The organism is Rhizobium sp. BK060 (assembly GCF_014193145.1).
GTDB lineage: Bacteria > Pseudomonadota > Alphaproteobacteria > Rhizobiales > Rhizobiaceae > Rhizobium.
The window spans coordinates 1-22,575 of sequence record NZ_JACHYW010000026.1 but is presented as its reverse complement, the minus strand read 5'-3'; the positions used below and the strand labels follow the sequence as shown (position 1 = coordinate 22,575).

The window sequence follows — 22,575 nt, the reverse complement described above, 5'->3', positions numbered from 1 at the left end:
GTGAGAGTTTTGAAGGATTTGGAGTTCGAGGACTGGGCCGGAGAGTACAACGTGACGGATGCCATGTTGTGTGATGCCGCGAAGGAGATCGAAGCTGGATTGGTCGATGCCAGATTGGGCGGCTTTCTTCTCAAGAAGCGAGTGGCAGCACCAGGGCGTGGCAAGCGTGGAAGCTATCGGACTATCGTTGGCCATCGTCAGGGCGACAGGCTTATTTTCGTCCACGGCTTCGCCAAGAACGAGACTGACAATATCACGAAGAAGGAAAAGGAAGCCCTTCGAAAGCTATGTGATGTCTACATGCTCGCTGACGACAAAAAGCTCGCTGAGATGATTGAAATGAAACAGATACTGGAGATTCAGTGCCATGAGCAGAATTCTTAAGAACGTTCATAAGTCTGCTGCGCGACTGCACGAAGCCGGCTTTGTGGATGATGTGACGATGCGGGAGTTCGACGCTCTCTGCCTTCCTCCTCTTCGTGACTATACGCCCGAGGAGATCAAGAAAATCCGGAACTCAAACAAGGTCAGCCAGGCCGTGTTTGCTCAGTTCATCAACGTTAAGAAGATCACGGTTGCCGCATGGGAGCAGGGAACGAAGAAACCCAGCAGCACGGCCATCAAGATCCTTGATATTGTTGAACGAAAAGGGCTGGAAGTGCTGCGATAGCAGCTTGCTTCCAGTAAGGAAGGATTTGCCCGCCCTGTGCGGGCATTTTCATTTCAAGCGACCTGATCTCAATGCCGCATTTGGCTTGGTGGTTGTTCCTACATAATTGCGCTTTTTTCAGTGTGCCTTGGTGCCCATCAACCGATGGCGCAGCGCGTTCGAGGCCATGTCGAACAGGAAAACGACGATGAGGATCAACAGCACCATATAGGCGACATTTTCCCAGTTGGCGTTGGTACGCATCGCCTCCCAAAGCTTGAGGCCGATACCGCCGGCGCCGACCGCGCCGATGATGGTGGCGCCACGGACGTTCGATTCCCACTGGTAGAGCGTCTGGCTGACGAAAACCGGAACGATCTGTGGGATGATGCCGTAGCGATGCGTGAGCACGGTGGAAGCACCGGTCGATTTGATGCCTTCGCGCGGCTTGTTGTCGACGTTCTCCAGGCCTTCGGAATACAGCTTGCCGAGCGTGCCGGTTTCCGTGAGGAAAATCGCGCCGGAGCCGGCCAGGGGACCCGGGCCGAAGGCGCGGGTCAGGAAGAGCGCCCAGATCAGCATGTCGACCGACCGCAGGAAGTCAAAGAAGCGCTTCAGGACCTGGTTCAGTACCTTGTTCGGGGTGATATTGCGCGCAGCCAGAAACGCTAGCGGGAAAGCGAGCAACGCGCCGAGCAGCGTTCCCAGGAAGGCCATCACGATGGTCTGGAACAGCTTGGTCCAGACGTCGCCGTGCTGCCAGGCGCTGTTATGCCAGATATTGTCGAAGGCAAGCGACAGGTTGGACTGGCCGGGCTTCAGTTCCGGTCCCGAAACGATCAGGCTCAGCACCTCGCCCACCGGCTTGTCAAAGAAGGGGGACTGGGTGTCGAAGACGAAATTCGCCCAGCCGAGGAATCGCTTGCGGACCTTCACGCGATCGACCGAGATACTGACGTCACCGGCAAAGCCGAGATCGGCCAGGACGTTGTCGTCATAGACCGTCATCCAGCTCGGCACAGGGCCGATGACCTTCGGCGCGCCGCTGGAGACTTCCACCGGGACGCTGATGCCGCGGGCGGTGACGACCGTCTCCGTCTTGGAGACCGTGACCGTGCGGCCCCTGTCACTGACCGACACGGTGACGCTGCCATCCGGATTGTTGATGACCCAGTCTGGATGCGGGTTGTCGCCAAGCGGCGAGAAGCGCGGATATTTGATCGTGATGCCGTCATCGCCGACGCGCAATTCGGGCTGTACATCATAGCTTACCCACTGGCTGAGATAGAGGCCGACGCGCTCCCAATGGGCATCGGCCAGCAGCTTCGGCAAGTCGAAGAACCAGGTTGCGTAAAGCGCATAGACAAGCGTCGCGATCACGATCATCAGGCCGCCGAAGCGCTGCTGGAAGGAACGTTTGAAATATTCCGGGTAGCGCTGCTCGATCTCGTGCATCCGGTTGGCGTCGATCACCGTCATGGCGGACCTCAATGCTGCAGAAGGAAGGCGTGCTCGCCGACGAGGCGGCGGCGCAGCCATGCGGAGAACTGGTCGACCGCAACGATGGTGATGAAAAGCAGGAGAACGAGCGCCATCGTCTTGGCGCCGAAACCGCGCGAGATGGAGAGCTTCAGCTCCTCGCCGATGCCGCCGCCGCCGACCGCACCGATGATGGTGGAGGCACGAACGTTGATCTCAAGGCGCAGCAGTGCGTAGGAGACGAAGTTCGGCATGACCTGCGGCATGGCGGCGAAACGCACGCGCTCCGACCAGCTGGCGCCCACGGCCTTCATGCCCTCGTCTGGCTTCATGTCGATGTTTTCGACGACTTCGTAGAAGAGTTTGCCGAGCGCACCGATGGTGTGCAGGCTGACGGCGATGATGGCGGCAACTGGACCGATCGACAGGATGGCTGAAAACAGGCCGGCGATGACGATCTCGGGGAAGGCGCGGAGGAGTTCGGTCAGACGCTTGGCGACGATGCGCGGCGGATTGGACGGCGCCAGATTGCGGGCCACGAGAAAGCTCAGCGGCACGGCGAAGATGAAGCCGATGATCGTCGAAACGAGCGCGACGTTGATCGTGATGATCATCAGCTCGAAATATTCGGGGATATAGAAGCCGGCCCAGACATAGACGCGACCCTCGGCGAAATTATACTCCTCACCGGTCTTCTGGGTCGGGTTTGCGATGTCGAACAGGGCGCGCCAGACGTCATTCCAATCCTTTGGAATGAGCCAGCTCAAAAAATCGAAGAGATGCGGCAGGCGCTCGAAGAAATGGCCGGCATTACTTTCATCGGCAAAACGCACCGAGGCAACGAAGGCGGCAAACAGGATCACCAGGCCGAGGCCGGTATAGAAGCGGCGGCGGGCCACCATCTTGCTCCAGGCGTCACCGATTTCACGGGCGCTTTGCGGCGTGGCCGGCGCGTGGGCGGTGGGATCGGCAAGAGTCATGAAGGTGTCCGCTTTCTTCGCAGGAAAAAGGGCGGCCTGCAACGGCCGCCCTCCAGCTATCAGGATCGATCAACCGCCGATGGCAGCCTTACGAGCGTCGATAATGGCGTTGTAGAAGTCAGGCTCAACCTTGGTGTAGCCCTGGTAGTCGCCGCCTTCGATGGCTGCAAAGCACTTGGCATCCTTTGCCGGGAGCTTCATGAAGAAGTCGGTGAGCTTTGCCTGCCAGTCAGCACCGAGTTCGTTGCGAACAACGAGCGGACCGTTCGGGATCAGCGGCGAACGCCAGACTTCGACGAGCTTGTTCGGGTCTACCGTGCCCTTGTCGACAGCCTTGCGGAAGGTGCCGGAGGTGTAGCCGTCCTTGAAATCGCCGATGCCGGAAGAGTCGTCAACAGCGATGTCGACCTTGCCGTCGTAGGCAGCGAGAAGGTTGTTCTCGTGACCGCCGTTGAACTGCGTGGACGCGAAGTACTGGTCATTCGGCATGCCAGTGTCCTTCGGGATCTGTGTCAGCGGAATGAGGTAGCCCGAGGTGGAGTCCGGATCGGCGTAGCCGAGCTTCTTGCCCTTGGCGTCCTTGATGTCCTTGATGCCCGCGGACTTCAGAGCCAGGCCGATCGAGTGGTAGCCGGTCGAGCCGTCCTTCTGGACCGTCGTGAGGATCGGGGTAACAGCCTTGTCGTTCTTGATGGCAATTGCAGCGTAACCCGAAGCGCCGAGTTCTGCAAAGTCGAGCGTGCCGCCGAGCAGACCCTGGATAACGCCGTCATAATCAGCAGCCGGGAAGAGCGAAACCTTCTCGAAGCCGAACTCGGTCTTCAGGTGATCGGCCAGGCAAGCGTAGTTGCGCAGGCGGTCGGTTTCGTTCTCGCCACCGAGAATGCCCACGCGGAATTCCTTGAGGTCTGCAGCATGCGAGATGCCGGCAAGCGCAAACAGCGCCGTCGCGGCAAAGAGTGCTTTCTTCAACATGGTACTCTCCTGATTGACCGGCGTCCCCGGCGATCTCTGGTTAAGAAGAAATGTGCCCATAACGCGGGCTTACGATCGAGGCCGCCCCTCTCAGAGACCGGCCAGCGCCAGCGATTGCAAACCGGCGGATTGTTGGGCGGCTGCAGCCGCGGGAATGTTGATCGACGTCGAGGTCATCGTCTCGTCGATGCCGGCACCATCCTTGTCGGTGCCGTAGATCTGCTTGACGGCATCGGCCGTCAGCTCGGACGGCTTGCCGTCGAATACGACGCGGCCAGCGGCCATGCCGACGATACGTTCGCAGTAGTTGCGGGCGGTATCCAGCGTATGAAGGTTGGTGACGACGGTGATGCCTTCGCGCTCGTTGATGTCGCGTAGCGCGTCCATGACGATCTTGGCATTCAGCGGATCGAGCGAGGCGATCGGCTCGTCGGCAAGCACCATCTTCGGGTTCTGCATCAGGGCACGGGCAATCGCGACGCGCTGCTGCTGGCCGCCGGAAAGGGTGCCAGCCATTTGCAGTGCCGTCTGCTCGATACCGAGGCGCTCAAGAGCTGCGATCGCATGAATGCGCTCTTCGCGGGTGAAGATGCCAAGCAGGCTCATTGCGGTCGAGCGATGGTTCAGACGGCCGAGCATGACGTTGGTCAACACGTCGAGACGCGAAACGAGATTGAACTGCTGGAAGATCATGGCGCAATCACGCTGCCAGTTGCGCAGGGCCTGACCACGGAGGCTCGAGACCTCAACGCCGGCAAAATGGATCGAGCCTGACGTCGGTTCCTGCAGGCGGTTGATCATGCGCAGAAGCGTGGACTTGCCGGCGCCGGAACGGCCGATGATGCCGACCATCTGGCCCTGAGGAATGTCGAGCGTCACGGAATCGACGGCGGTCTTGTTTCCGAAACGGCGGGTGACATTCTTCAGCTCGAACATCATGCTCTTCCTCATAGTCCAAACGCGATATGAGGGAGTGCATTAGTCCCGGTTGATGAAGCTCCAATGTCAGTTTTGTGTAAGGACTGTCATAATCGAGGCTTTGGCGGCCCTCCGAAATCCGGCCAGGTCGTGTGCCGCGTAAACAACATGCAGAGAGGTCCTGCCAATCGCAGCCGGCTGGCGATTGCACACGAAGTCGGTCGTTGACAGTTGACCCGATCACCGGTCGATGGCAGGCAACTCAAGGGACATCGAGGATGCTGGAGTAAAGCGATGGATCAGACTCTCTTCAAAAGCCTGTGCAACGCCGGGAAGTTTAAGGAGGCACTCGGCCTCGCCATCCGAGGACACGAGGACGAAAAGTTCACGCCCAGCCGCTTCTCCATGGATAAAAAGACCGGATTGCCGATCTTCTACCGCGGCAACAAGCGTGTAGAGCCGGACGAGACCGGCGAATGGCAATTGGCGAAGAACCCAAATCCATAGGGTAAGGCGTGGCCTGCCGTAGGAGACCGGCCTTCGCTGACCAAAACGTCGAGGAATGGTCCCTGAGCAAACTCAGGGGCTTTTGTCACTATTCGTAGCGCGCGAGAAAATCTTCCGCGCTCAGGTTCCGGAAGTCCTGCAGGGCGATCCGCAGGCGGTCATGCTCCCAATCCCACCAGGCTAGCTTGTCCATGCGTTCGCCGACCTCTTTGGGAAAGCGTTCGCGGATCAGCTTGGTGGGGACGCCGCCGACGATTGTGTAGGGGGCGACATCCTTGGAGACGACCGCGCCGGCGCCGATGACGGCGCCGTTACCGACCTTGACGCCGGGTAGAATGGTGGCGCCGTGACCGATCCAGACGTCATGGCCGATAACGACGCGGTTGGAGCGGCGCCATTCGAAGAAATCGGTCTCCATATCGGCATCCGACCAATAGTCGGCGGCGCGATAGGTGAAGTGATGCAGCGTCGCGCGCCAGGTCGGGTGGTTGGTGGCATTGATGCGCACCGAAGCGGCGATGTTGACGAACTTGCCGATCGTCGCGCACCAGATCGCGCCATCCTGCATGACATAGGAGTAGTCGCCGAACTCGACCTCTTCGATGCGGCAGCGCTCCGAGACTTCCGTGAAGCGGCCAAAGGTGGCATTCTTCACGGAAGCGGTTTCATGAAAATAGGGCTCTAGGCCAATCTTGCGGCTCATGCGGCGATTGTCTTTCGCGGCGAGAATTTCTGGACGTCGAGAATGCGGTCGGCGACGGCCTCGCGCACTTCCTCATCGTGGAAGATGCCGAGGAGCGCGACACCCGCCTTCTTCTTTTCCTCGATCATGCCGACAACCACGGCGCGGTTTTTGGCATCGAGGGAGGCCGTCGGCTCGTCGAGCAGCAGCACCGTATGCTCGGTGATGAAGCCACGGGCGATGTTGACGCGCTGCTGCTCGCCGCCGGAGAAGGTGGCGGGCGGCAGCTGCCAGAGCGCTTCGGGCAAGTTCAGCTTCGAGAGAAGGGTTGCGGCCTTCTTCCGCGCCGTTTCCGCCTTCTCGCCGCGGGCGACCAGCGGCTCGGCGACCACGTCGATTGCCGCGACACGCGGGACGGTGCGCAGGAACTGGCTGACATAGCCGAGCGTGTGGCGGCGCACATCGATGATCGTGCGCGGGTCGGCCGTTGCCAGATCGACGATCTTGTCGTGATGCTTGATGAGGATCTGGCCGCTGTCGACGACATAGTTGCCGTAGATCATCTTGAGCAGCGAGCTCTTGCCGATGCCCGACGGGCCGCCAAGGACGACGCATTCGCCTGACGCAACGGAGAAGGACACGTCCGAAACGACCGGCAGCTTGATGCCGTCGCGCAGGTGCATGGTAAAGCTCTTGGCGACTTCAGAAACAACGAGTGGCGTTGCCATGATTTCTTTCCTTAGTTTCGCATGCCAAGGACCCCTGTAGCCGGAGTCCGAACGGCTCTCGCGATCAGACCTGCAGGATGGAGGAAACAAGGAGCTGTGTGTACGGCTCGCGCGGATCGTCCAGGACGCGATCGGTCAGCCCGTGCTCGATGACATGGCCATCCTTCATCACCACCATGCGGTGCGACAGCAGGCGTGCGACGGCGAGATCGTGGGTGACGATGATCGCCGCAAGGCCGAGATCGTTGACGAGTCCGCGGACGAGATCGAGTAGGCGGGCCTGCACCGACACGTCGAGGCCGCCCGTCGGCTCATCCATGAAGACCAGACGCGGGCCGGTGACCAGATTGCGGGCGATCTGCAGACGCTGGCGCATGCCGCCCGAAAAAGCACGCGGCTGATCGTCGATACGGCCTTCGTCGATCTCGACGCGCTGCAGCCAGTCGACGGCCGTGGAGCGAATGTTGCCGTAGTGGCGGTCGCCGATCGCCATCAGGCGCTCACCGACATTGGCACCGGCAGAGACCGTCATGCGCAGGCCGTCAGCCGGATTCTGATGCACGAAACCCCAGTCGGTGCGCATCAGGAAGCGGCGCTCGGCCTCGCTCATGCGGTAGAGATCGCGATAGGCGCCGTCACGCATATGGTACTCGACGCTGCCGGTCGTCGGCATCAGACGGGTCGAGATGCAGTTGAGCAACGTGGTCTTGCCCGAGCCAGATTCACCGACAATGGCGAGCACTTCGCCGGGCCAGAGCTCGAAGGAGACGTTCCGGCAGCCGATGCGGTTGCCGTAGAACTTCGAGACGTCATTGACTTTGAGAAGCGGGGTGTCGCTCATTGGGCAGCCTCCTGATTGGGTGCCAACATCTCGCCGACATGCCCGTGGGCGCGCCGGTCGTCGCAATGGTCGGTGTCGGAGCAGACGAACATGCGCCCGCCCTTGTCGTCGAGGATCACTTCGTCGAGATAAACCTCTTCAGCGCCGCAGAGTGCACAAGGCTTGCCGAAGCGCTGGATCTCGAAGGGGTAGTCCTCGAAATCGAGGCTGACGACTTCGGTGTAGGGCGGGACGGCGTAGATGCGCTTCTCGCGCCCTGCCCCGAAAAGCTGCAGCGCGTCCGACATGTGCATTTTCGGATTGTCGAACTTCGGCGTCGGGGACGGATCCATGACGTAGCGGCCGGCGACCTTGACCGGATAGGCGTAGGTTTTGGAAATGCGACCGTTGTGCGCGATGTCCTCGTAAAGCTTCACATGCATGAGGCCGTATTCCTCAAGCGCGTGCATCTTGCGTGTTTCGGTCTCGCGCGGCTCGAGGAAGCGCAGCGGCTCGGGGATCGGCACCTGGTAGACCAGCACCTGATTGGGGCCGAGCTTTTCTTCCGGGATGCGATGGCGCGTCTGAATGATCGTCGCATCCTTCGTGTGGGTCGTCACCGCGACGTTTGCGACCTTCTGGAAGAAGGCGCGGATCGAGACGGCATTGGTGGTGTCGTCGGCGCCCTGGTCGATGACCTTCAGTACGTCGTCCGGCCCTATGATCGAGGCCGTCACCTGCACGCCGCCGGTTCCCCAACCGTAGGGCATCGGCATTTCGCGCGAGGCAAAGGGCACCTGATAGCCGGGTATGGCGATCGCCTTCAGGATCGCGCGGCGGATCATGCGCTTCGTCTGTTCATCCAGATAGGCGAAGTTGTAGGTAGCTAGATCGGTCATTCGGCCTCCTTGATGGTGCCGTCGCCGCCGATGCGGCCGGCTTCGAATTCGCTGCGCATGCGGCGGACCAGATCGAGTTCCGCCTGGAAGTCGACATAGTGCGGCAGCTTCAGATGCTCGACGAAGCCAGTCGACTGAACGTTGTCTGAATGCGAGATAACGAATTCCTCGTCCTGCGCCGGAGCGGTGATGTCCTCGCCGAGCTCTTCGGCGCGTAGTGCGCGATCAACAAGCGACATGGACATTGCCTTACGCTCGCTCTGGCCGAACACCAGGCCATAGCCGCGGGTGAACTGCGGCGGTGCCTTGGACGAACCCTTGAACTGGTTGACCATCTGGCACTCCGTAACCTGGATCGTGCCGAACGAGACCGCGAAGCCGAGTTCAGGAACATCGAACTCCACTTCGACTTCACCGATGCGGATTTCGCCGGTGAAGGGATGGTTGCGGCCGTAGCCGCGCTGGGTCGAATAGCCGAGCGCCAGGAGGAAGCCTTCATCGCCGCGAGCCAGCGCCTGCAGGCGCAGATCGCGGGTCATTGGGAATTCCATCGGCTCGCGCGTCAGGTCGCCGATCTCGTGATCCTCGGGCATCTCGCCGTCGCCCTCGATCAGGCCTTCCTCACCGAGGATTTCCGAAACGCGCACGACACGGCCGGTTTCGGCATCGCGGAGTGTCGGCTCCCCGACGTCTTCGTCGGTCAACAGCGATGGGTCGAGAAGGCGATGCGTATAGTCGAAGGTCGGGCCGAGCAGCTGGCCGCCCGGAAGATCCTTGTAGGTGGCGGAGACACGGCGCTCGATCTTCATGCGGGCGGTGTCGATCGGCTTGCTATAGCCGAAGCGCGGCAGCGTCGTGCGGTAGGCGCGGAGAAGGAAGATCGCTTCGATCATATCACCCCGCGACTGGCGAACGGCGAGAGCCGCGAGCGTGCGATCGTAGAGCGAGGCTTCGGCCATAACGCGGTCGACGGCCAGCGCCAGCTGCGCGACGATCTGATCGATACCGATAGCCGGCAACGAACGGTCGCCGCGACGGCGATCCGCCAGCAGGCGATGGGCATTGGCAATGGCGGCCTCGCCCCCTTTGACAGCAACATACATGAGTCACATCTCCGTTGCGGTGATCTTGGTGGTGCGCGGCAGGCAGAGGAACCGGCTGCCGGAGGTCAGCACGATATCGATGCCGCGCGGGAACAGTGCGCGGTTCTCCGTCCAGAGCCGCAGGAAGGTATCGGGCAGACCGATGGGCGCGATATCGGTCACCGTCTTGATGCCCGGTCCCATCAACGCCAGCCTTCTGCCGCTTTCGAGATCCGCCAGTTCGATGACAAGGGTCGTGGAGCGGTCGGGATATTCCTGCGTGCCGGCGGCAAAGAGCCCGAAGGAGGACAGCGTCACACCGGCTTCGACGAAGGCAAAGCGCGCTTCGGCCTTCTCTGATGTGACCGGCGCGCCGGTGTGGAAGCCGAGCCATTGCGGCACGGCGGACCTTGCGAGCCCGGCAGACAGCCAGACCGGGGTGTCGTGATCGCAGAGGGTCAGCGCGATTGCGCCAGCCGCAACGCCGAGCGGCGCCGGAGGCGCGGCGCGGGGAGCGACCGTCTGGATCAGGCCCGGACGCGCCATCGCATCCATCATCAGCTTGAAGACGCTCTGTGCGTGGAAGACCGGCTCAGCAAAGCCGCCGGCCAACGCATCATTCTTTGGGGCTTCCGTCTTGAGGCTCATCAGTCGTCTCCGCGAACCATGGTGAAGAAATCGACACGGGTCGCGGCCGTCTCGTCGGCCCTGCGGCCCTCGGCCGCGGCCACGCGCGCTGCGATCGGCGCGAGAAGTGTCTGCTCGACGAAGTGCTGGGTGGCCGGCTGCTGCCAGAGCGCGTCGAAAACGGCGGAAAGCCGTGCCTTCTCGCGATCTGTGCCGAGTGCCTGTGCGTGGCCAACAGTGTCGGATGCAAGGCGCACGGTGGCACGCGTCACCGTCACCTCACCGAGATTGAAAGGTGCACCACCGCCGCCCATGCGGCCGCGGACCATGACGAGGCCCGTTTCCGGTCCGCGCACCGGCTGGACCGCAGGCTTTTCCGCCAGCTTGTCCCACGCCTCGAGCAGTTCCTGCCGTTCCGCACGCGCAAGCAGGTCGACGACGCGCTTGCGCCTACCTGCCGCCGGCTCATTCTTTTCCGCTAAGGTCATCGCCACATCCTTTAAATGTCTATTGATATAGACAACTATACAAGATATAGTTACGCTTAGATCGCCGACGTGACAAGCGTGTGACATCAAGGGGCAAGATGGCTGGGCAGGTACAAAGACAGACGGGCGTGGCGCTCTGGCGCCAGATCGCCGATCGCATTCGCCAGGCGATCAGCGCCGGCGCCTATGACGAGACCGGCATGGTGCCGCCGGAGACGGTGCTGGCCCTGCAGTTCGGCGTCAACAGACATACGGTGCGAAGCGCGATTGCCGCCCTTGCCCAGGAAGGCATTGTGCGCGCCGTGCAGGGACGCGGCACGCTGATCGAGCGCAAGGAACGGCTGAACTTTCCGATCACCAAGCGTACCCGGTTCACGGCCGGGATCGGCGGGCAGGCGCGCGAAATGCGCGGGCTGCTGCTTGGGCATAGCGAAGAGAGAGCGGACGAAGAGGTGGCCCGCTGGTTGAAACTGCGGCCGGGCGCGCCGGTGATCCGCATGGAGACGGTGCGCAAGGCAGACCATCGGCCGGTCTCCTGCGCAACGACCTGGTTTCCCGCAGACCGCTTTGCCGGCATGCCGGCGGCCTACGAGAAGACGGAATCGATCACCCGGGCCTTTGCCGAACTCGGCCTGTCCGACTACGTGCGCGCGACGACGGAGGTCACCGCCGCCCATGCCGACGCCGCCGATCTTGCCGCACTCGAGCTGACGCCGGGGGCGATCGTCTTGATCACCAAGGCGATGAACACGGATCTAGAGGGTGTGCCAGTGCAATATGCGATCAGTCGGTTTTCGGCGGATCGAGTGCAATTCACGATCGAGAACTGAGAAAGGCCAGGCGCGCCGGAGCACCCGGCCTTCCAAAACCAGCATTGGATTTATGCGCCTTGTCTGACAGTCATGCGAAATTGCTCTGCGGCGTCAGGCGCAACAGGCGTTCGTTCCCGCTGTAGATTGTGCCTGTTGTTCCGCAAGCCAGCGATCACGCGGCTTGCAGCTTGCGGGCCGCGGCGATAGCTCGACGTGCACAGTGCCGGCGCGCAGCGTTGGCATCGCGGCGCGGTAGAGCCGCATCGGTTGATGGCCGTCGCTGACTTCGAAGGTCAGTTTGGCTGAATCATCAAGCTTCACGTGCTCCGTGACCTTGCGGATGATCGCGTAGAATTTGCCGGCAGGCATATGGGTGCGGTCGCCCTCCTCGATATCCCAGAGCTGAATGAAAATCTCCGTCCATGCTTCCGGGTTGGCGCCGCAGTCCAGCGCCGAAAACTGACCGGCCTTGACCTCGGTAACGTGGTACCCAGGCTTCACCGGTCGCCCGTCGTAATAGAATATCAGCGGAGAATCCTTGGCACCGGCAAGTGTGCCGAGCAACAGGCCGAGGCTGATATCGTCTTCCTGAACTTTGCTATTGTCGATCGCGTTCATCTGCGTTATTCCTCATTTCAATCATTCAAGGATTGTTGAAATATGGATCAACGTCAAGCCCTCGTCGCGTTTGGCGCGCTGTCTCAGGAAACCCGTCTGCGCATCATCCGCATGCTTGTGGTCGCCGGCCCAAACGGCATGGCGGCAGGCGCGATCGCGGAAGAGGCAGATGTATCGCCGTCCAACGTCTCCTTCCATCTGAAGGAACTGGAACGCTCTGGCCTGATCGCGCAGCAACGCGAATCGCGATCGATCATCTACACCGCGAACTATGAGGCGCTCGGCGGCCTGGTTCGCTTCCTGATGGAAGACTGCTGCTCCGGACACCCGGAGATTTGCGCGCCCGCCGCAGAGGTCGCGGCCTGTTGCGCCCCTAAAATGGAGGAAAAATTACAATGACCGTTGACCGCGTCTACAACGTGCTCTTTCTCTGCACGGGCAATTCCGCTCGCTCGATCTTGGCAGAATCCATCCTCAACGCGGAAGGCAAAGGCCGGTTTAAGGCTTATTCGGCCGGCAGCCAGCCGAAGGGAAAGGTCAACCCGTACGCATTGAAGGAGCTGCAAGCGCAGGGCTATCCGTCGACCGGCTTCCGCTCGAAGGGCTGGGACGAGTTCGCCGAGCCGGGCGCGCCGGAGATGGACTTCATCTTCACGGTCTGCGACAGCGCCGCCGGCGAGGCCTGCCCGGTCTGGATCGGCCATCCGATGACCGCCCATTGGGGCGTCGAGGATCCCGCTGCCGTCGAAGGCAGCGAAGTCGACAAGGGCCGCGCCTTCGCGCAAGCCGCCCGCTTCCTGAAGAATCGCATCACGGCCTTTCTGAGCCTGCCGCTATCCTCGATCGACAAGCTTGCGCTGGAAACGCACCTGCATCAGATCGGTGCCATGGAAGGCGCGACCTTACAACCATCCAAGGCAAGCCGATGACTGGGTTCGATCTGCCGCGACGGCTTGTTGCCGAGGGGCTTGGGACAGCCATGCTTGTCGCAACGGTGGTCGGATCCGGCGTCATGGCGGCATCGCTGACCCGGGATGTCGGGCTTGCATTGTTAGGCAACACGCTGGCGACGGGCGCGATCCTTGTGGTGCTGATCACCATCCTCGGCCCGATCTCCGGAGCCCAATTCAATCCTGCGGTCTCGCTGATTTTTGCGATCTCACGCAAGTTGCCGAAGCGTGACTTTGGGGGATACATCCTGGCTCAGATCGCCGGCGGCGTGGCCGGCACAATCGCCGCTCACCTTATGTTCGGCCTGCCGTTGGTCGAAATGTCGAGCAAGGCTCGTACCGGCGGCGCGCAGTGGTTCTCCGAAGGCGTCGCGACATTCGGGCTGGTGGCGGTGATCCTCGCCGGCATCAAGTTCGAACAGAGGGCGGTGCCTTGGCTGGTCGGGCTCTACATCACGGCTGCCTACTGGTTCACCGCCTCGACCTCGTTCGCCAATCCCGCCGTCGCTTTGGCACGGTCGTTGACCGACACCTTCTCCGGGATCCGCCCGGTCGATTTACCGGGCTTCTGGGTTGCTGAGATCGCCGGCGCGGTCGTAGCTCTTCTCCTGTTTACCTGGCTCCTGCAGCCAGGTGCTTCGTCAACCGTATCGTCAAAGGCAACGCTATGAACGTCACCATCTATCACAACCCGCAATGTGGCACGTCGCGCAACACGCTGGCGATGATCCGCAGCGCTGGTATCGAACCCGATATCATCGAATACCTGAAGGACCCGCCGTCGCGTGCGCTGCTCGTGAAAATGATCGCCGACGCGGGATTGACCGTGCGCCAGGCGATCCGGGACAAGGGCGCGCCCTATGCGAAGCTCGGTCTCGACAACCCTACCCTGACCGACGATCAACTGCTCGACGCGATGCTGAAAGACCCGATCCTGATCAACCGGCCGTTTGTCGTCACGCCGCTCGGCAGCAGGCTTGCGCGCCCGTCCGAAGTCGTTCTGGATATTCTGCCCGACACCCACAAAGGCGCCTTCACCAAAGAGGATGGTGAACAGGTGCTCGACGCCGAGGGCAAGCGCATTGTCTGATCTGCCTGCCGCATCCCCCGACATCTCTGCGCCAAGTGGATCTGGCGGCGCTGCGACTGCCCTTCTCGACCCACAAGCCGCGCATCCTGATCCTCTATGGCTCGCTGAGGACTGTATCCTACAGTCTCCTGCTTGCGCAGGAGACAGCACAGTTGCTCGAGGACTTTGGCTGCGATGTTAGGATCTTCAATCCGGAAGGCCTGCCGCTTCCCGACGGCACTCCGGTGACGCATCCCAAGGTGCAGGAGCTGCGCGCGCTGTCTGAATGGGCTGAAGGCCAGGTGTGGGTCAGCCCCGAACGCCATGGCGCGATGACCGGAATCATGAAGGCGCTGATCGACTGGATCCCGCTGTCGGTCGGATCGGTCCGGCCGACGCAGGGCAAGACGCTCGCCGTCATGCAGGTCTCCGGCGGCTCGCAATCCTTCAACGCGGTCGGGCAGATGCGCATCCTCGGCCGCTGGATGCGGATGATCACCATCCCCAACCAGTCCTCGGTGCCCAAAGCCTTCCAGGAGTTCGACGCCGACGGCCGCATGAAACCGTCATCCTATTACGACCGCGTGGTCGATGTGTGCGAGGAGCTCGTGAAGTTCACCTGGCTGACGCGCGATGCTTCTGCCTACCTCACCGATCGCTACAGCGAGCGGAAGGAGGAGGCCGAAACACTCAAACAGCGCGTGAGCCTCAAATCCCAATGACGACGACCGGCACCGAACGCTCCCCTGTCGCGGCAATCCTCGCCCTCGGTCTGACGCAGATCATCGGCTACGGAACGCTCTATTACAGCTTCAGCATCCTTGCGCCTGACATGGCGCGGGATCTCGATTGGTCGTCGGAATGGATTTTTGGTGCGCTGTCCGTAGCTCTCCTGATCGGCGGCCTGGCGGCGCCGACGATGGGCAGTTGGATTGACCGCTTTAGCGCCGGCCGAGTCATGACCGCGGGCTCGGCGATCGCCGCCGCAGCGCTTGCCGCCTGCGCGTTCGCTCCCGGCAAGGCTGCCTTCGTCGCCGCACTGATCGCGATCGAGACGGCGTCCAATCTGGTGCAATATGGGGCCGCCTTTGCTTTGTTCGTCCAGATCAGGCCGAAGGTTGCCCAGCGCAGCATCACCTATCTGACGCTGATCGCCGGCTTTGCTTCAACGATTTTCTGGCCGATCACCACGGCGCTCAACGCGCACATGCCCTGGCAGGACGTCTATCTGATCTTCGCGGCTATCAATCTTCTGGTTTGCCTACCCATTCATGCATGGTTGTCGCGCAGCGTCAGCGAAACGCGCAAACGGGAAAAGAACGAAGCGGCAAAGCACGTCGAACCGAGCCTTCCGCCATCCGTGCTAACGCCGGCCTTCATCCTGATGGTCATGGGGTTTGCGCTGCAGAGCTTCGTCAACGCGGCACTCCTCGTGCACATGGTTCCGGTATTATCCAGACTTGGGCTTGGAGCGATGGCGGTGATAGTCGGGACACTGTTTGGGCCGTCGCAGGTGCTGAGCCGCTTCATCAACATGGTCTTCGGGAGCGGACTATCGCAGCTGACGCTCGCGTTCATCTCCGCCGTGTTGCTGCCGGCGGCCCTGATCATTCTGATCGTCACCGCCCCGTCGGTACCAGGCGCATTGGTCTTTGCCGTCGTCTTCGGCCTTGGCTCGGGGCTGAGCAGCATCGTGCAGGGAACCTTGCCGCTCGCACTGTTTGGCAGCGAAGGCTACGGGCGACGACAGGGGCAGGTGTTGTCCATCCGCCTGATGATCTCGTCGACTGCCCCATTTATCCTCGCGTTCATGATGGAGAACATCGGCGCATCGTGGTCGCTCGCGATTACCGCCGTCGTCGGTGCTATCGCCGTCCTGGCATTTGCCGCGATCGGCCGATTGGGGCAACTGCCTTACCGATCGCATCTTACGACGCTACCTGGCGACGAGCTTCCGGCGGAAGTCGTGACGCTCCGGCAGCGGATCGCCAATCGCCTGCCGGATATCGAGGCCACCCGCGCAAAAACCTCTCGCGTAACGGACGCGGCAGAGCGCTAGAAGAAACGCGCCCTCCCCGCTGACTGTTCGTCAGCCGCCGGGCTCGAAATCGGTGGAGACACTGAGGTCCCGCCAAGCCGCTTGCTCCTTGGCTCGTACGGCGTCGTTCTGCTCGACGCCACGCACAGCATCGCTGCCAAGCAGCAAGCGCAGCGGCGGTTCGGCAAGGCTGGCGAGATGGACGACGGCGGCGGCTGCCTTTGCCGGATCGCCCGGCTGGTTGCCGGTATAGTCGCGCTGATAGCGCGCCATCTTGCCGACAGTGTCGTCGTATTCCGGCCGGCCTTCCCGAAGTGTGGTCGACGAGCCGGCGAAATCGGTCCTGAAGCCGCCGGGCTCGATGATCGTCACCTTGACGCCAAGCGGGTCGACCTCCCGGGCGAGCACTTCCGAGAAACCCTCGACGCCCCATTTGGCCGCGGCATAGGGCGCGCGACCGGCCGGGCCGATGCGGCCGCCCACGGAGGAAAACTGGATGATGTGACCGGAGCCCTGCTCGCGCATCAGCGGCAGCACCGCCTTGGTGACGATGATCGTTCCGAAGAGGTTGGTTTCGATCTGGGCGCGGAAGTCGGCTAGGCTTGTATCTTCAATCGAGCCGACATCGCCGTAACCCGCATTGTTGACGAGTACGTCCAGCCGGCCAAACCGATCGACCGCCGCCTTCACGGCCGCTGCGGCAGCCCGCTCATCGGTTACATCGAGGGCGGTTGTCAGGATGCTGGCGCCGAAGCGTTGCTTGAGATCGTCAAGCTGCGACGGATCGCGCGCCGTTGCGACCAATCTGTGCCCTGCCGCCAGCACCGCTTCAGCGAGCGCCCTGCCGAGCCCACGGGAACTGCCGGTAATCAACCAAATCTGCGACATCCGAAATCTCCTTGATCCGTCGGAAGGCCATATAGGCAAATCGGTTTCATCTTGAAAGAAGGCACCCACAGGAGCTATACATACCTAGTGGTAACTAAGATAAACGATGGTACATTCGATTTCTGCGAAACGCTGACGGACGCGCAGGACATGCTTGCTCGCGAGATGCTGGAACGCGCCAGCGCCAAATGGCCGCTGCGGGTCATGCACATATTGGCGGAGGCCAACGGGCCCTTACGCTTCTCGCGCGTTCTGGAACGGGTGGAGGGGATCAGCCAGAAGGTGCTGACGCAGACACTGCGGACGCTCGAGAGCGACGGGCTGGTGACGCGCACACTCTACCCGCAGGTGCCGCCACGCGTGGAATACGAACTGACGCCGCTTGGCGGCGAGCTTCTGGTGGAGGTCGTGACGCTCTGGCAGTGGATCGCCAATCGCCTGCCGGATTTCGAGGCCGCCCGCGCGAAGGCGTCACGGGCAACGGACACGGCAGAGCGCTAGAAGAACGCGCCGCGCCTCTCAAATGAAGCGCGGCGCTTTGATATCAATGCGCGCCGGACATGTCGCCGAGCACTTCCTTGGAAGCGACGGTGGAATCGGCGTTGAGCTTGTAGACCATGGGAACGCCGGTCGCGAGGTTGAGCGCCAGGATCTGTTCCTTGGTCAGGCGATCGAGCACCATCACCAGCGAGCGCAGCGAATTGCCGTGGGCGGCAACGAGCACCTTCTCGCCGCGCAGCACGCAGGGCAGGATTTCCGTCAGGTAATAAGGCCAGACGCGGGCGCCGGTGTCGCGCAGGCTTTCGCCGCCCGGAGGCGGAACGTCGTAAGAGCGGCGCCAGATGTGGACCTGCTCTTCGCCCCACTTGGCACGGGCGTCATCCTTGTTGAGGCCCGAGAGATCGCCGTAATCGCGTTCGTTGAGTGCCTGATCCTTGAACGTCTTGAGGTCCGGCTGGCCGACATTGTCGAGGATGATCTTCAGCGTGTCCTGAGCGCGCTTCAGGTCGGACGTGAAGGCGACATCGAACTTGATGCCGTAATCGACCAGCGCCTTGCCGCCGGTGTTGGCTTCCTGAATGCCGAGCTCGGTCAGATCAGGGTCCTTCCAGCCGGTGAAAAGGTTCTTGAGGTTCCAGTCGCTCTGGCCGTGGCGAACGAGGACGAGAGTGCCGCTCATGAAAAATGCCTCCGAAAAAGATTACTTTGAAGAAAGCCCGAGCACGTCGAGCATGGAATAGAGACCGGGCTTCTTGTCGCGCGCCCAGAGCGCTGCCTTGACGGCGCCGCGGCCGAAGATCGAGCGATCGGTGGCGCTGTGCGACATGGTCACGGTTTCGCCCTCGCCGGCAAAGATCACCGAATGCTCGCCGACAACCGAGCCGCCGCGCAGGGTTGCAAAGCCGATCGTGCCTTGCTCGCGTGGTCCGGTGTGGCCGTCGCGCACGCGCACCGACTTCGACGCGAGATCGATGCCCCTGCCCTTGGCCGCCGCTTCGCCAAGAAGCAGCGCCGTGCCCGAGGGCGCGTCGACCTTGCGCTTGTGATGCATTTCGAGGACTTCGATATCCCAGTCGGCCGGATCGAGCGCACGAGCGGCCTGCTCGACAAGGACGCTGAGCAGGTTGACGCCGAGGCCCATGTTGCCCGACTTCACCACCCGGGCGTGACGGGCGGCGGCCGCAATCTTCGCGTCGTCCTCCACCGAGCAGCCGGTTGTCCCGATCACATGGACAATGCGTGCCTGAGCGGCCAGAGCGGCGAACTCGACGGTGCCGGCAGGGGATGTGAAATCGAGAACGCCTTCGGCGTGGAGAAAGGCCGCCAGCGGATCATCACTGATGATGACGCCATTCGTCCCAAGGCCGGCAATTTCGCCGGCGTCCTTGCCGACGAAGGGAGAGCCGGCGCGTTCGACCGCGGCATGCAGTGTCACGCCGTCGAGCGCGTGAATGAGACGGATGAGCGTCTGCCCCATGCGCCCTGCCGCGCCAACCACTACCAGTTTCATCGCAGCATCGCTCATGTCAGTCGATCATCCTATTTGTCAGCGGGCATCGGAGGCTGCTGGCCTCTGCAGATTGTTGAGGCGAGCGTAGAGACCGTCGCTGCGCCGCGCAAGGCTCTCGTGATTGCCTTCCTCCATGATCCGGCCCTGCTGCATGACGACGATTTTGTCGGCGCGGACGACGGTCGAAAGGCGGTGGGCAATGACGACCACCGTGCGGCCGACCATGGCCTCATCGAGCGCCTTCTGAACGGCCGCTTCCGACTCCGTGTCGAGCGCCGAGGTCGCTTCGTCGAGGAGCAGGATCGGGGCGTTGCGCACCAGAGCACGGGCGATCGAAAGGCGTTGACGCTGACCGCCCGAGAGCGTCACGCCATTCTCGCCAACCGGCGTGTCGTAGCCTTGGGACTGCGCCAGGATGAAGTCGTGCGCATAGGCAAGGCGGGCGGCGCGTTCCACTTCCTCGTCGGTAGCCTCTTGGCGGCCATAGCGGATGTTGTCGCGGATCGTACCTTCGAAGAGATACGGCTGCTGGGAAACATAGGCCAGCTGCTCGCGTAGCGATTGTTTCGTCACATGCGCAATATCCTGGCCGTCGATGAGGATCTGCCCGGCCTTCGGATCGTAGAAGCGCGGAATGAGCGTGATGATCGTCGATTTGCCGGCGCCGGATGGCCCGACAAGCGCCGTTGTCTTTCCGCCGTCGGCGACAAGGCTGACATCCCGAAGGACTTCATCCTCACCATAAGCGAAAGAGACGTTGCGGAACTCTATGTTGGCTTCCGTAACGACGAGCGCCTTTGCACCGGGCACATCGCGCTGATGCGGCACCGTATCGAGGAATTCATAGATCATGCGGGCGTTGACGACGGCACGCTCCATCTGCACCTGAAGACGTGCGAGGCGGCGCGCGGGATCATAGGCCAGCAGCAACGCCGTTACGAAGGAGAAGAAAGCGCCTGGCGGAATATTGTTATAGATCGTGCCGTAGGCGGCATAGGCAAGGACGCTGGCCACCGCCAGGCCGGCGAAGCTTTCCGTCAGCGGCGCTGTCCGCTCAGACAGGCGGGCGATACGGTTTGCGCGCCGTTCGGCGCTTTCCACCAGCCTGTCAACCTTCTGCCCCAGCTGGCGCTCCATGGTGAAGGCCTTGACGATAGCGATGCCCTGGATGGTTTCCTGCATCGCACCGGCGACATGGCTGTTGACGTGGATTGCATCCTTGGTTGCCACACGAAGCCGCTTCGACACGTATCGCAACGCGTAAAGAAGCGGTGGTGCCAGAATGAAAACCGCAAGGCTGAGCAGCGGATCCTGGATGATCATCACGGCAAGCAGAGAGATAAACGTCAGGAGATCGCGCACTGTCGACGTGATCGTCAGGTTCATCACATCGCGGATGCCGCTGATGTTTTGATTGAGCTGTGCAACGACGTGGGCCGAGCGCGTCTGGTTGAAGTAGCCGAGCGACAGCTTCATCAGATGCGCATAGGCACGCTGCTGGTACCGCGCCACAATGTTGTTGCCGATTTTGGAAAGGACCACCGCCTGGCCGTAGCTCGCAAAACCGCGCAATACGAAGGCAATGAAGATGGTAAAGCAGATCACCCAGACAATGTCCGCGCGCCGGTGTTCGAATGCCTCGTTGATGACCGACTTCATGATCCAGGCGGTATATGCCGTCGACAAGGCAACGATGACGAGGCAGCTGATGGCAAAAACATAGCCCCAAAGATGATCACGGCCGTTTTCTGCGATGATGCGCTTCAAGATGCCGGTGATGCTATCGCTGTTTACAGGCGTCTGCTTGGTGTCCGGTGCTTGCAAAAATCAGTCTTCCTGTGTGTCAGGACACGCATGTCCTCATGACTGCGTGCGCTCGCGCGGCTCTATAAAGAGTTGGCAGCCTTTTGACCAGAGCCGTTACGCCCGCCAGCGGCGGCCGTCGGTCGAGACGCCGAAGCTCTCTGGCTTGCGGGCATAGGAAGAAAGCCCTGCAAGAGCCGCAAGCGGGTGCGTGACGACATAGGTCGGGATCGTCGCAAGCAGCGCCGAGTGCGGCGCCTTGTCCTCGAACGCAGCCCGGAATTCTGGGTTCTTCAGCGCGGGTAGTATCTTCTGCGAGATACCGCCGGACAGAAAGACACCGCCGCGCGCCATGAAAATCATCGCCATGTCGCCGGCGACGCGGCCGAGATAGGTCGAGAACAGGCTGATCGTCTCGACGGCAACCGTGTCGGAATCAGCGAGCGCGTTCGAGGTGATGTCTGCCGGGTCGGAGTGGACGGGGGCAATGCCATCCGCAGTGCAGATTGCCCGGTAGAGATTGACGATGCCGCGGCCACAAAGAATCTGCTCTGCCGAAATCCGGCCTTCGATCGTCTCCACATGCGCGAAGATCTGCAGATCGCGTGCAGTACGCGGCCCGAGATCGACGTGACCACCCTCGCCCGGCACGGGAATCCAGGAGCCTCGCGCGTAAACGAGCCCGCCGACGCCGAGACCGGTGCCTGGGCCGAGAACGACGCGGGATGCGATCATGTCACCCGCTGCATCGCCAAGGCGCTCGCGGTTGTCATCAGAAAGATTGGCAATTGCCAGTGCTTGCGCTTCGAAGTCGTTGACGACGAGAACGTCTTCGATGCCGAGGCCATCGATCATGGTTCGCGGGCGGACGACCCAGTCGCAATTGGTCAGCGGTATTTCGTCCCGGCTGATCGGGCCGGCCACCGCCAGGATTGCCGAGCGCGGCCGCAAGCTGCTCTTTTCGAGAATGCAGCTACGGATCGCGTCATCGATCGTCTCGAAGTCGGCGGTGCGGACATTGGGAAAATGGATCTGCTCTGCCGCAGCGTCCGGGATGATCGCAAAACGCGCATTTGTGCCGCCGATGTCGCCGATCAGGATCGGAAAGGGCATGGCGGTTTCGCTGGTATCGAGCTGTGGCATGGCAGGTTCCGTGCGTGCGCGCTATTCAAGCGCCGGTTTACGCGTGAAGGGTGGCAATAAGCTTGTCGGCGGTCGCTTCGTTGAGCGCCATCGGGATATCGTAGACGATTGCAAGCCGCATCAAAGCCTTGACATCGACGTCATGCGGCATTGGCGTCAAAGGATCGACAAAAAAGATCAACGCATCGACTTCGCCGGTGGCAATAAGAGCGCCGATCTGCTGGTCCCCGCCGAGCGGGCCGCTTTTCAAGCGGGTCACGTCGAGATCAGGAGCAGCCTCCAACACCCGGCCGCCGGTCGTGCCCGTGGCGACGATTCTCCATCTGTGGACGCCCCGGTGAATGCAAGAAGAGTTTCGGGCGGCAGTACGCGTAGTCGGGTGCTGACATCTGTCCGGCCTTTCGCGCGA

28 protein-coding genes and 1 pseudogene are annotated in these 22,575 nt (G+C 61.7%); 11 read left to right on the top strand and 18 right to left on the bottom strand.

Annotated elements, in window-relative coordinates; all coding sequences use genetic code 11:
• Entirely contained in the window at nucleotides 1–384 is a 384-nt protein-coding gene (locus FHT71_RS24170; protein ID WP_281040952.1) for a type II toxin-antitoxin system RelE/ParE family toxin, read from the top strand.
• Entirely contained in the window at nucleotides 368–670 is a 303-nt protein-coding gene (locus FHT71_RS24165) for a DNA-binding transcriptional regulator (RefSeq protein ID WP_112507876.1), read from the top strand. The genes FHT71_RS24170 and FHT71_RS24165 overlap by 17 nt, the downstream gene beginning before the upstream one ends.
• Nucleotides 671–787: 117 nt before the next feature.
• Here the strand turns inward: FHT71_RS24165 and phnE (FHT71_RS24160) are convergent, their stop codons facing one another.
• From phnE (FHT71_RS24160) to phnC, 4 genes are all read right to left on the bottom strand, one after another.
• On the bottom strand, nucleotides 788–2,128 hold the full coding sequence (gene phnE / locus FHT71_RS24160) for a phosphonate ABC transporter, permease protein PhnE (protein WP_132589471.1): 1,341 nt from the start codon (nucleotides 2,126–2,128) through the stop codon (nucleotides 788–790).
• Between the two features lie 8 nt (nucleotides 2,129–2,136).
• The gene (phnE, locus tag FHT71_RS24155; RefSeq protein ID WP_132589469.1) at nucleotides 2,137–3,108 is read right to left on the bottom strand and encodes a phosphonate ABC transporter, permease protein PhnE; all 972 of its coding nucleotides are present in this window, start codon (nucleotides 3,106–3,108) and stop codon (nucleotides 2,137–2,139) included.
• 69 nt (nucleotides 3,109–3,177) lie between these two features.
• Nucleotides 3,178–4,083: a phosphonate ABC transporter substrate-binding protein gene (gene phnD, locus FHT71_RS24150; protein ID WP_183722370.1), complete on the bottom strand. Its 906-nt coding sequence runs from the start codon at nucleotides 4,081–4,083 to the stop codon at nucleotides 3,178–3,180.
• A gap of 90 nt (nucleotides 4,084–4,173) precedes the next feature.
• Nucleotides 4,174–5,019: a phosphonate ABC transporter ATP-binding protein gene (gene phnC, locus FHT71_RS24145; protein WP_183722367.1), complete on the bottom strand. Its 846-nt coding sequence runs from the start codon at nucleotides 5,017–5,019 to the stop codon at nucleotides 4,174–4,176.
• 276 nt (nucleotides 5,020–5,295) lie between these two features.
• On the opposite strand from phnC, the gene FHT71_RS24140 reads away from it, so the two are divergent.
• Nucleotides 5,296–5,508 carry a hypothetical protein gene (locus FHT71_RS24140; protein WP_132589465.1) on the top strand — a complete coding sequence of 71 codons (213 nt, stop codon included), beginning with the start codon at nucleotides 5,296–5,298 and terminating at the stop codon, nucleotides 5,506–5,508.
• A gap of 88 nt (nucleotides 5,509–5,596) precedes the next feature.
• Here FHT71_RS24140 and FHT71_RS24135 read toward each other — a convergent pair whose 3' ends face one another.
• The 7 genes from FHT71_RS24135 to phnG form a co-directional block, all read right to left on the bottom strand.
• Nucleotides 5,597–6,211 carry a DapH/DapD/GlmU-related protein gene (locus tag FHT71_RS24135; protein ID WP_007798538.1) on the bottom strand — a complete coding sequence of 205 codons (615 nt, stop codon included), beginning with the start codon at nucleotides 6,209–6,211 and terminating at the stop codon, nucleotides 5,597–5,599.
• Entirely contained in the window at nucleotides 6,208–6,918 is a 711-nt protein-coding gene (gene phnL / locus FHT71_RS24130; RefSeq protein ID WP_132589463.1) for a phosphonate C-P lyase system protein PhnL, read from the bottom strand. The genes FHT71_RS24135 and phnL overlap by 4 nt, the downstream gene beginning before the upstream one ends.
• A gap of 64 nt (nucleotides 6,919–6,982) precedes the next feature.
• Entirely contained in the window at nucleotides 6,983–7,759 is a 777-nt protein-coding gene (gene phnK / locus FHT71_RS24125) for a phosphonate C-P lyase system protein PhnK (RefSeq protein ID WP_132589461.1), read from the bottom strand.
• Nucleotides 7,756–8,637, bottom strand: a complete 882-nt coding sequence (locus FHT71_RS24120; protein WP_132589460.1) for an alpha-D-ribose 1-methylphosphonate 5-phosphate C-P-lyase PhnJ — start codon at nucleotides 8,635–8,637, stop codon at nucleotides 7,756–7,758. Before FHT71_RS24120 ends, phnK begins: the two co-directional genes overlap by 4 nt.
• Nucleotides 8,634–9,740, bottom strand: coding sequence for a carbon-phosphorus lyase complex subunit PhnI (locus tag FHT71_RS24115; RefSeq protein ID WP_132589458.1), 1,107 nt, complete (start codon nucleotides 9,738–9,740; stop codon nucleotides 8,634–8,636). Before FHT71_RS24115 ends, FHT71_RS24120 begins: the two co-directional genes overlap by 4 nt.
• 3 nt (nucleotides 9,741–9,743) lie before the next feature.
• On the bottom strand, nucleotides 9,744–10,367 hold the full coding sequence (phnH, locus tag FHT71_RS24110) for a phosphonate C-P lyase system protein PhnH (protein ID WP_007798525.1): 624 nt from the start codon (nucleotides 10,365–10,367) through the stop codon (nucleotides 9,744–9,746).
• Nucleotides 10,367–10,834 carry a phosphonate C-P lyase system protein PhnG gene (gene phnG, locus FHT71_RS24105; protein WP_183722363.1) on the bottom strand — a complete coding sequence of 156 codons (468 nt, stop codon included), beginning with the start codon at nucleotides 10,832–10,834 and terminating at the stop codon, nucleotides 10,367–10,369. Before phnG ends, phnH begins: the two co-directional genes overlap by 1 nt.
• Nucleotides 10,835–10,932: 98 nt before the next feature.
• On the opposite strand from phnG, the gene phnF reads away from it, so the two are divergent.
• On the top strand, nucleotides 10,933–11,664 hold the full coding sequence (gene phnF, locus FHT71_RS24100) for a phosphonate metabolism transcriptional regulator PhnF (protein ID WP_183722360.1): 732 nt from the start codon (nucleotides 10,933–10,935) through the stop codon (nucleotides 11,662–11,664).
• A 93-nt stretch (nucleotides 11,665–11,757) separates the two neighbouring features.
• On the opposite strand, the gene FHT71_RS24095 is transcribed toward phnF, so the two are convergent.
• Nucleotides 11,758–12,264: a DUF6428 family protein gene (locus tag FHT71_RS24095; protein ID WP_132589452.1), complete on the bottom strand. Its 507-nt coding sequence runs from the start codon at nucleotides 12,262–12,264 to the stop codon at nucleotides 11,758–11,760.
• 42 nt (nucleotides 12,265–12,306) lie between these two features.
• Between FHT71_RS24095 and FHT71_RS24090 the strand changes: the two genes are divergently transcribed.
• The 6 genes and pseudogenes from FHT71_RS24090 (at nucleotide 12,307) to arsK (ending at nucleotide 16,342) form a co-directional block, all read left to right on the top strand.
• Nucleotides 12,307–12,663: a metalloregulator ArsR/SmtB family transcription factor gene (locus FHT71_RS24090; protein WP_132589450.1), complete on the top strand. Its 357-nt coding sequence runs from the start codon at nucleotides 12,307–12,309 to the stop codon at nucleotides 12,661–12,663.
• Nucleotides 12,660–13,193, top strand: coding sequence for an arsenate reductase ArsC (locus FHT71_RS24085; protein ID WP_183722357.1), 534 nt, complete (start codon nucleotides 12,660–12,662; stop codon nucleotides 13,191–13,193). The genes FHT71_RS24090 and FHT71_RS24085 overlap by 4 nt, the downstream gene beginning before the upstream one ends.
• Nucleotides 13,190–13,885, top strand: coding sequence for an MIP/aquaporin family protein (locus FHT71_RS24080; RefSeq protein ID WP_007798503.1), 696 nt, complete (start codon nucleotides 13,190–13,192; stop codon nucleotides 13,883–13,885). Before FHT71_RS24085 ends, FHT71_RS24080 begins: the two co-directional genes overlap by 4 nt.
• On the top strand, nucleotides 13,882–14,304 hold the full coding sequence (gene arsC, locus FHT71_RS24075; RefSeq protein ID WP_183722354.1) for an arsenate reductase (glutaredoxin): 423 nt from the start codon (nucleotides 13,882–13,884) through the stop codon (nucleotides 14,302–14,304). Before FHT71_RS24080 ends, arsC begins: the two co-directional genes overlap by 4 nt.
• Nucleotides 14,261–15,005 (top strand): annotated as a pseudogene (gene arsH / locus FHT71_RS24070) (arsenical resistance protein ArsH). Before arsC ends, arsH begins: the two are co-directional and overlap by 44 nt.
• On the top strand, nucleotides 15,002–16,342 hold the full coding sequence (arsK, locus tag FHT71_RS24065; RefSeq protein WP_183722351.1) for an arsenite efflux MFS transporter ArsK: 1,341 nt from the start codon (nucleotides 15,002–15,004) through the stop codon (nucleotides 16,340–16,342). Before arsH ends, arsK begins: the two are co-directional and overlap by 4 nt.
• 30 nt (nucleotides 16,343–16,372) lie before the next feature.
• On the opposite strand, the gene FHT71_RS24060 is transcribed toward arsK, so the two are convergent.
• Complete coding sequence (locus tag FHT71_RS24060; protein ID WP_183722347.1) at nucleotides 16,373–17,209, bottom strand: oxidoreductase; 837 nt, start codon at nucleotides 17,207–17,209, stop codon at nucleotides 16,373–16,375.
• An 87-nt stretch (nucleotides 17,210–17,296) separates the two neighbouring features.
• Between FHT71_RS24060 and FHT71_RS24055 the strand changes: the two genes are divergently transcribed.
• On the top strand, nucleotides 17,297–17,710 hold the full coding sequence (locus tag FHT71_RS24055) for a helix-turn-helix domain-containing protein (RefSeq protein ID WP_132589440.1): 414 nt from the start codon (nucleotides 17,297–17,299) through the stop codon (nucleotides 17,708–17,710).
• 43 nt (nucleotides 17,711–17,753) lie between these two features.
• On the opposite strand, the gene FHT71_RS24050 is transcribed toward FHT71_RS24055, so the two are convergent.
• The 5 genes from FHT71_RS24050 to FHT71_RS24030 all read right to left on the bottom strand — a co-directional run.
• Complete coding sequence (locus FHT71_RS24050) at nucleotides 17,754–18,389, bottom strand: 2,3-bisphosphoglycerate-dependent phosphoglycerate mutase (protein ID WP_132589438.1); 636 nt, start codon at nucleotides 18,387–18,389, stop codon at nucleotides 17,754–17,756.
• Nucleotides 18,390–18,410: 21 nt separating this feature from the next.
• Nucleotides 18,411–19,235 carry a 4-hydroxy-tetrahydrodipicolinate reductase gene (gene dapB / locus FHT71_RS24045; RefSeq protein ID WP_132589436.1) on the bottom strand — a complete coding sequence of 275 codons (825 nt, stop codon included), beginning with the start codon at nucleotides 19,233–19,235 and terminating at the stop codon, nucleotides 18,411–18,413.
• 21 nt (nucleotides 19,236–19,256) lie between these two features.
• Nucleotides 19,257–21,044, bottom strand: coding sequence for an ABC transporter ATP-binding protein (locus FHT71_RS24040; RefSeq protein WP_132589434.1), 1,788 nt, complete (start codon nucleotides 21,042–21,044; stop codon nucleotides 19,257–19,259).
• Nucleotides 21,045–21,140: 96 nt separating this feature from the next.
• Complete coding sequence (locus FHT71_RS24035; RefSeq protein WP_183722344.1) at nucleotides 21,141–22,166, bottom strand: glucokinase; 1,026 nt, start codon at nucleotides 22,164–22,166, stop codon at nucleotides 21,141–21,143.
• Nucleotides 22,167–22,203: 37 nt separating this feature from the next.
• Nucleotides 22,204–22,575 (bottom strand): methylglyoxal synthase (locus tag FHT71_RS24030; RefSeq protein WP_246718086.1); only part of this gene is annotated, 372 nt, incomplete at its 5' end.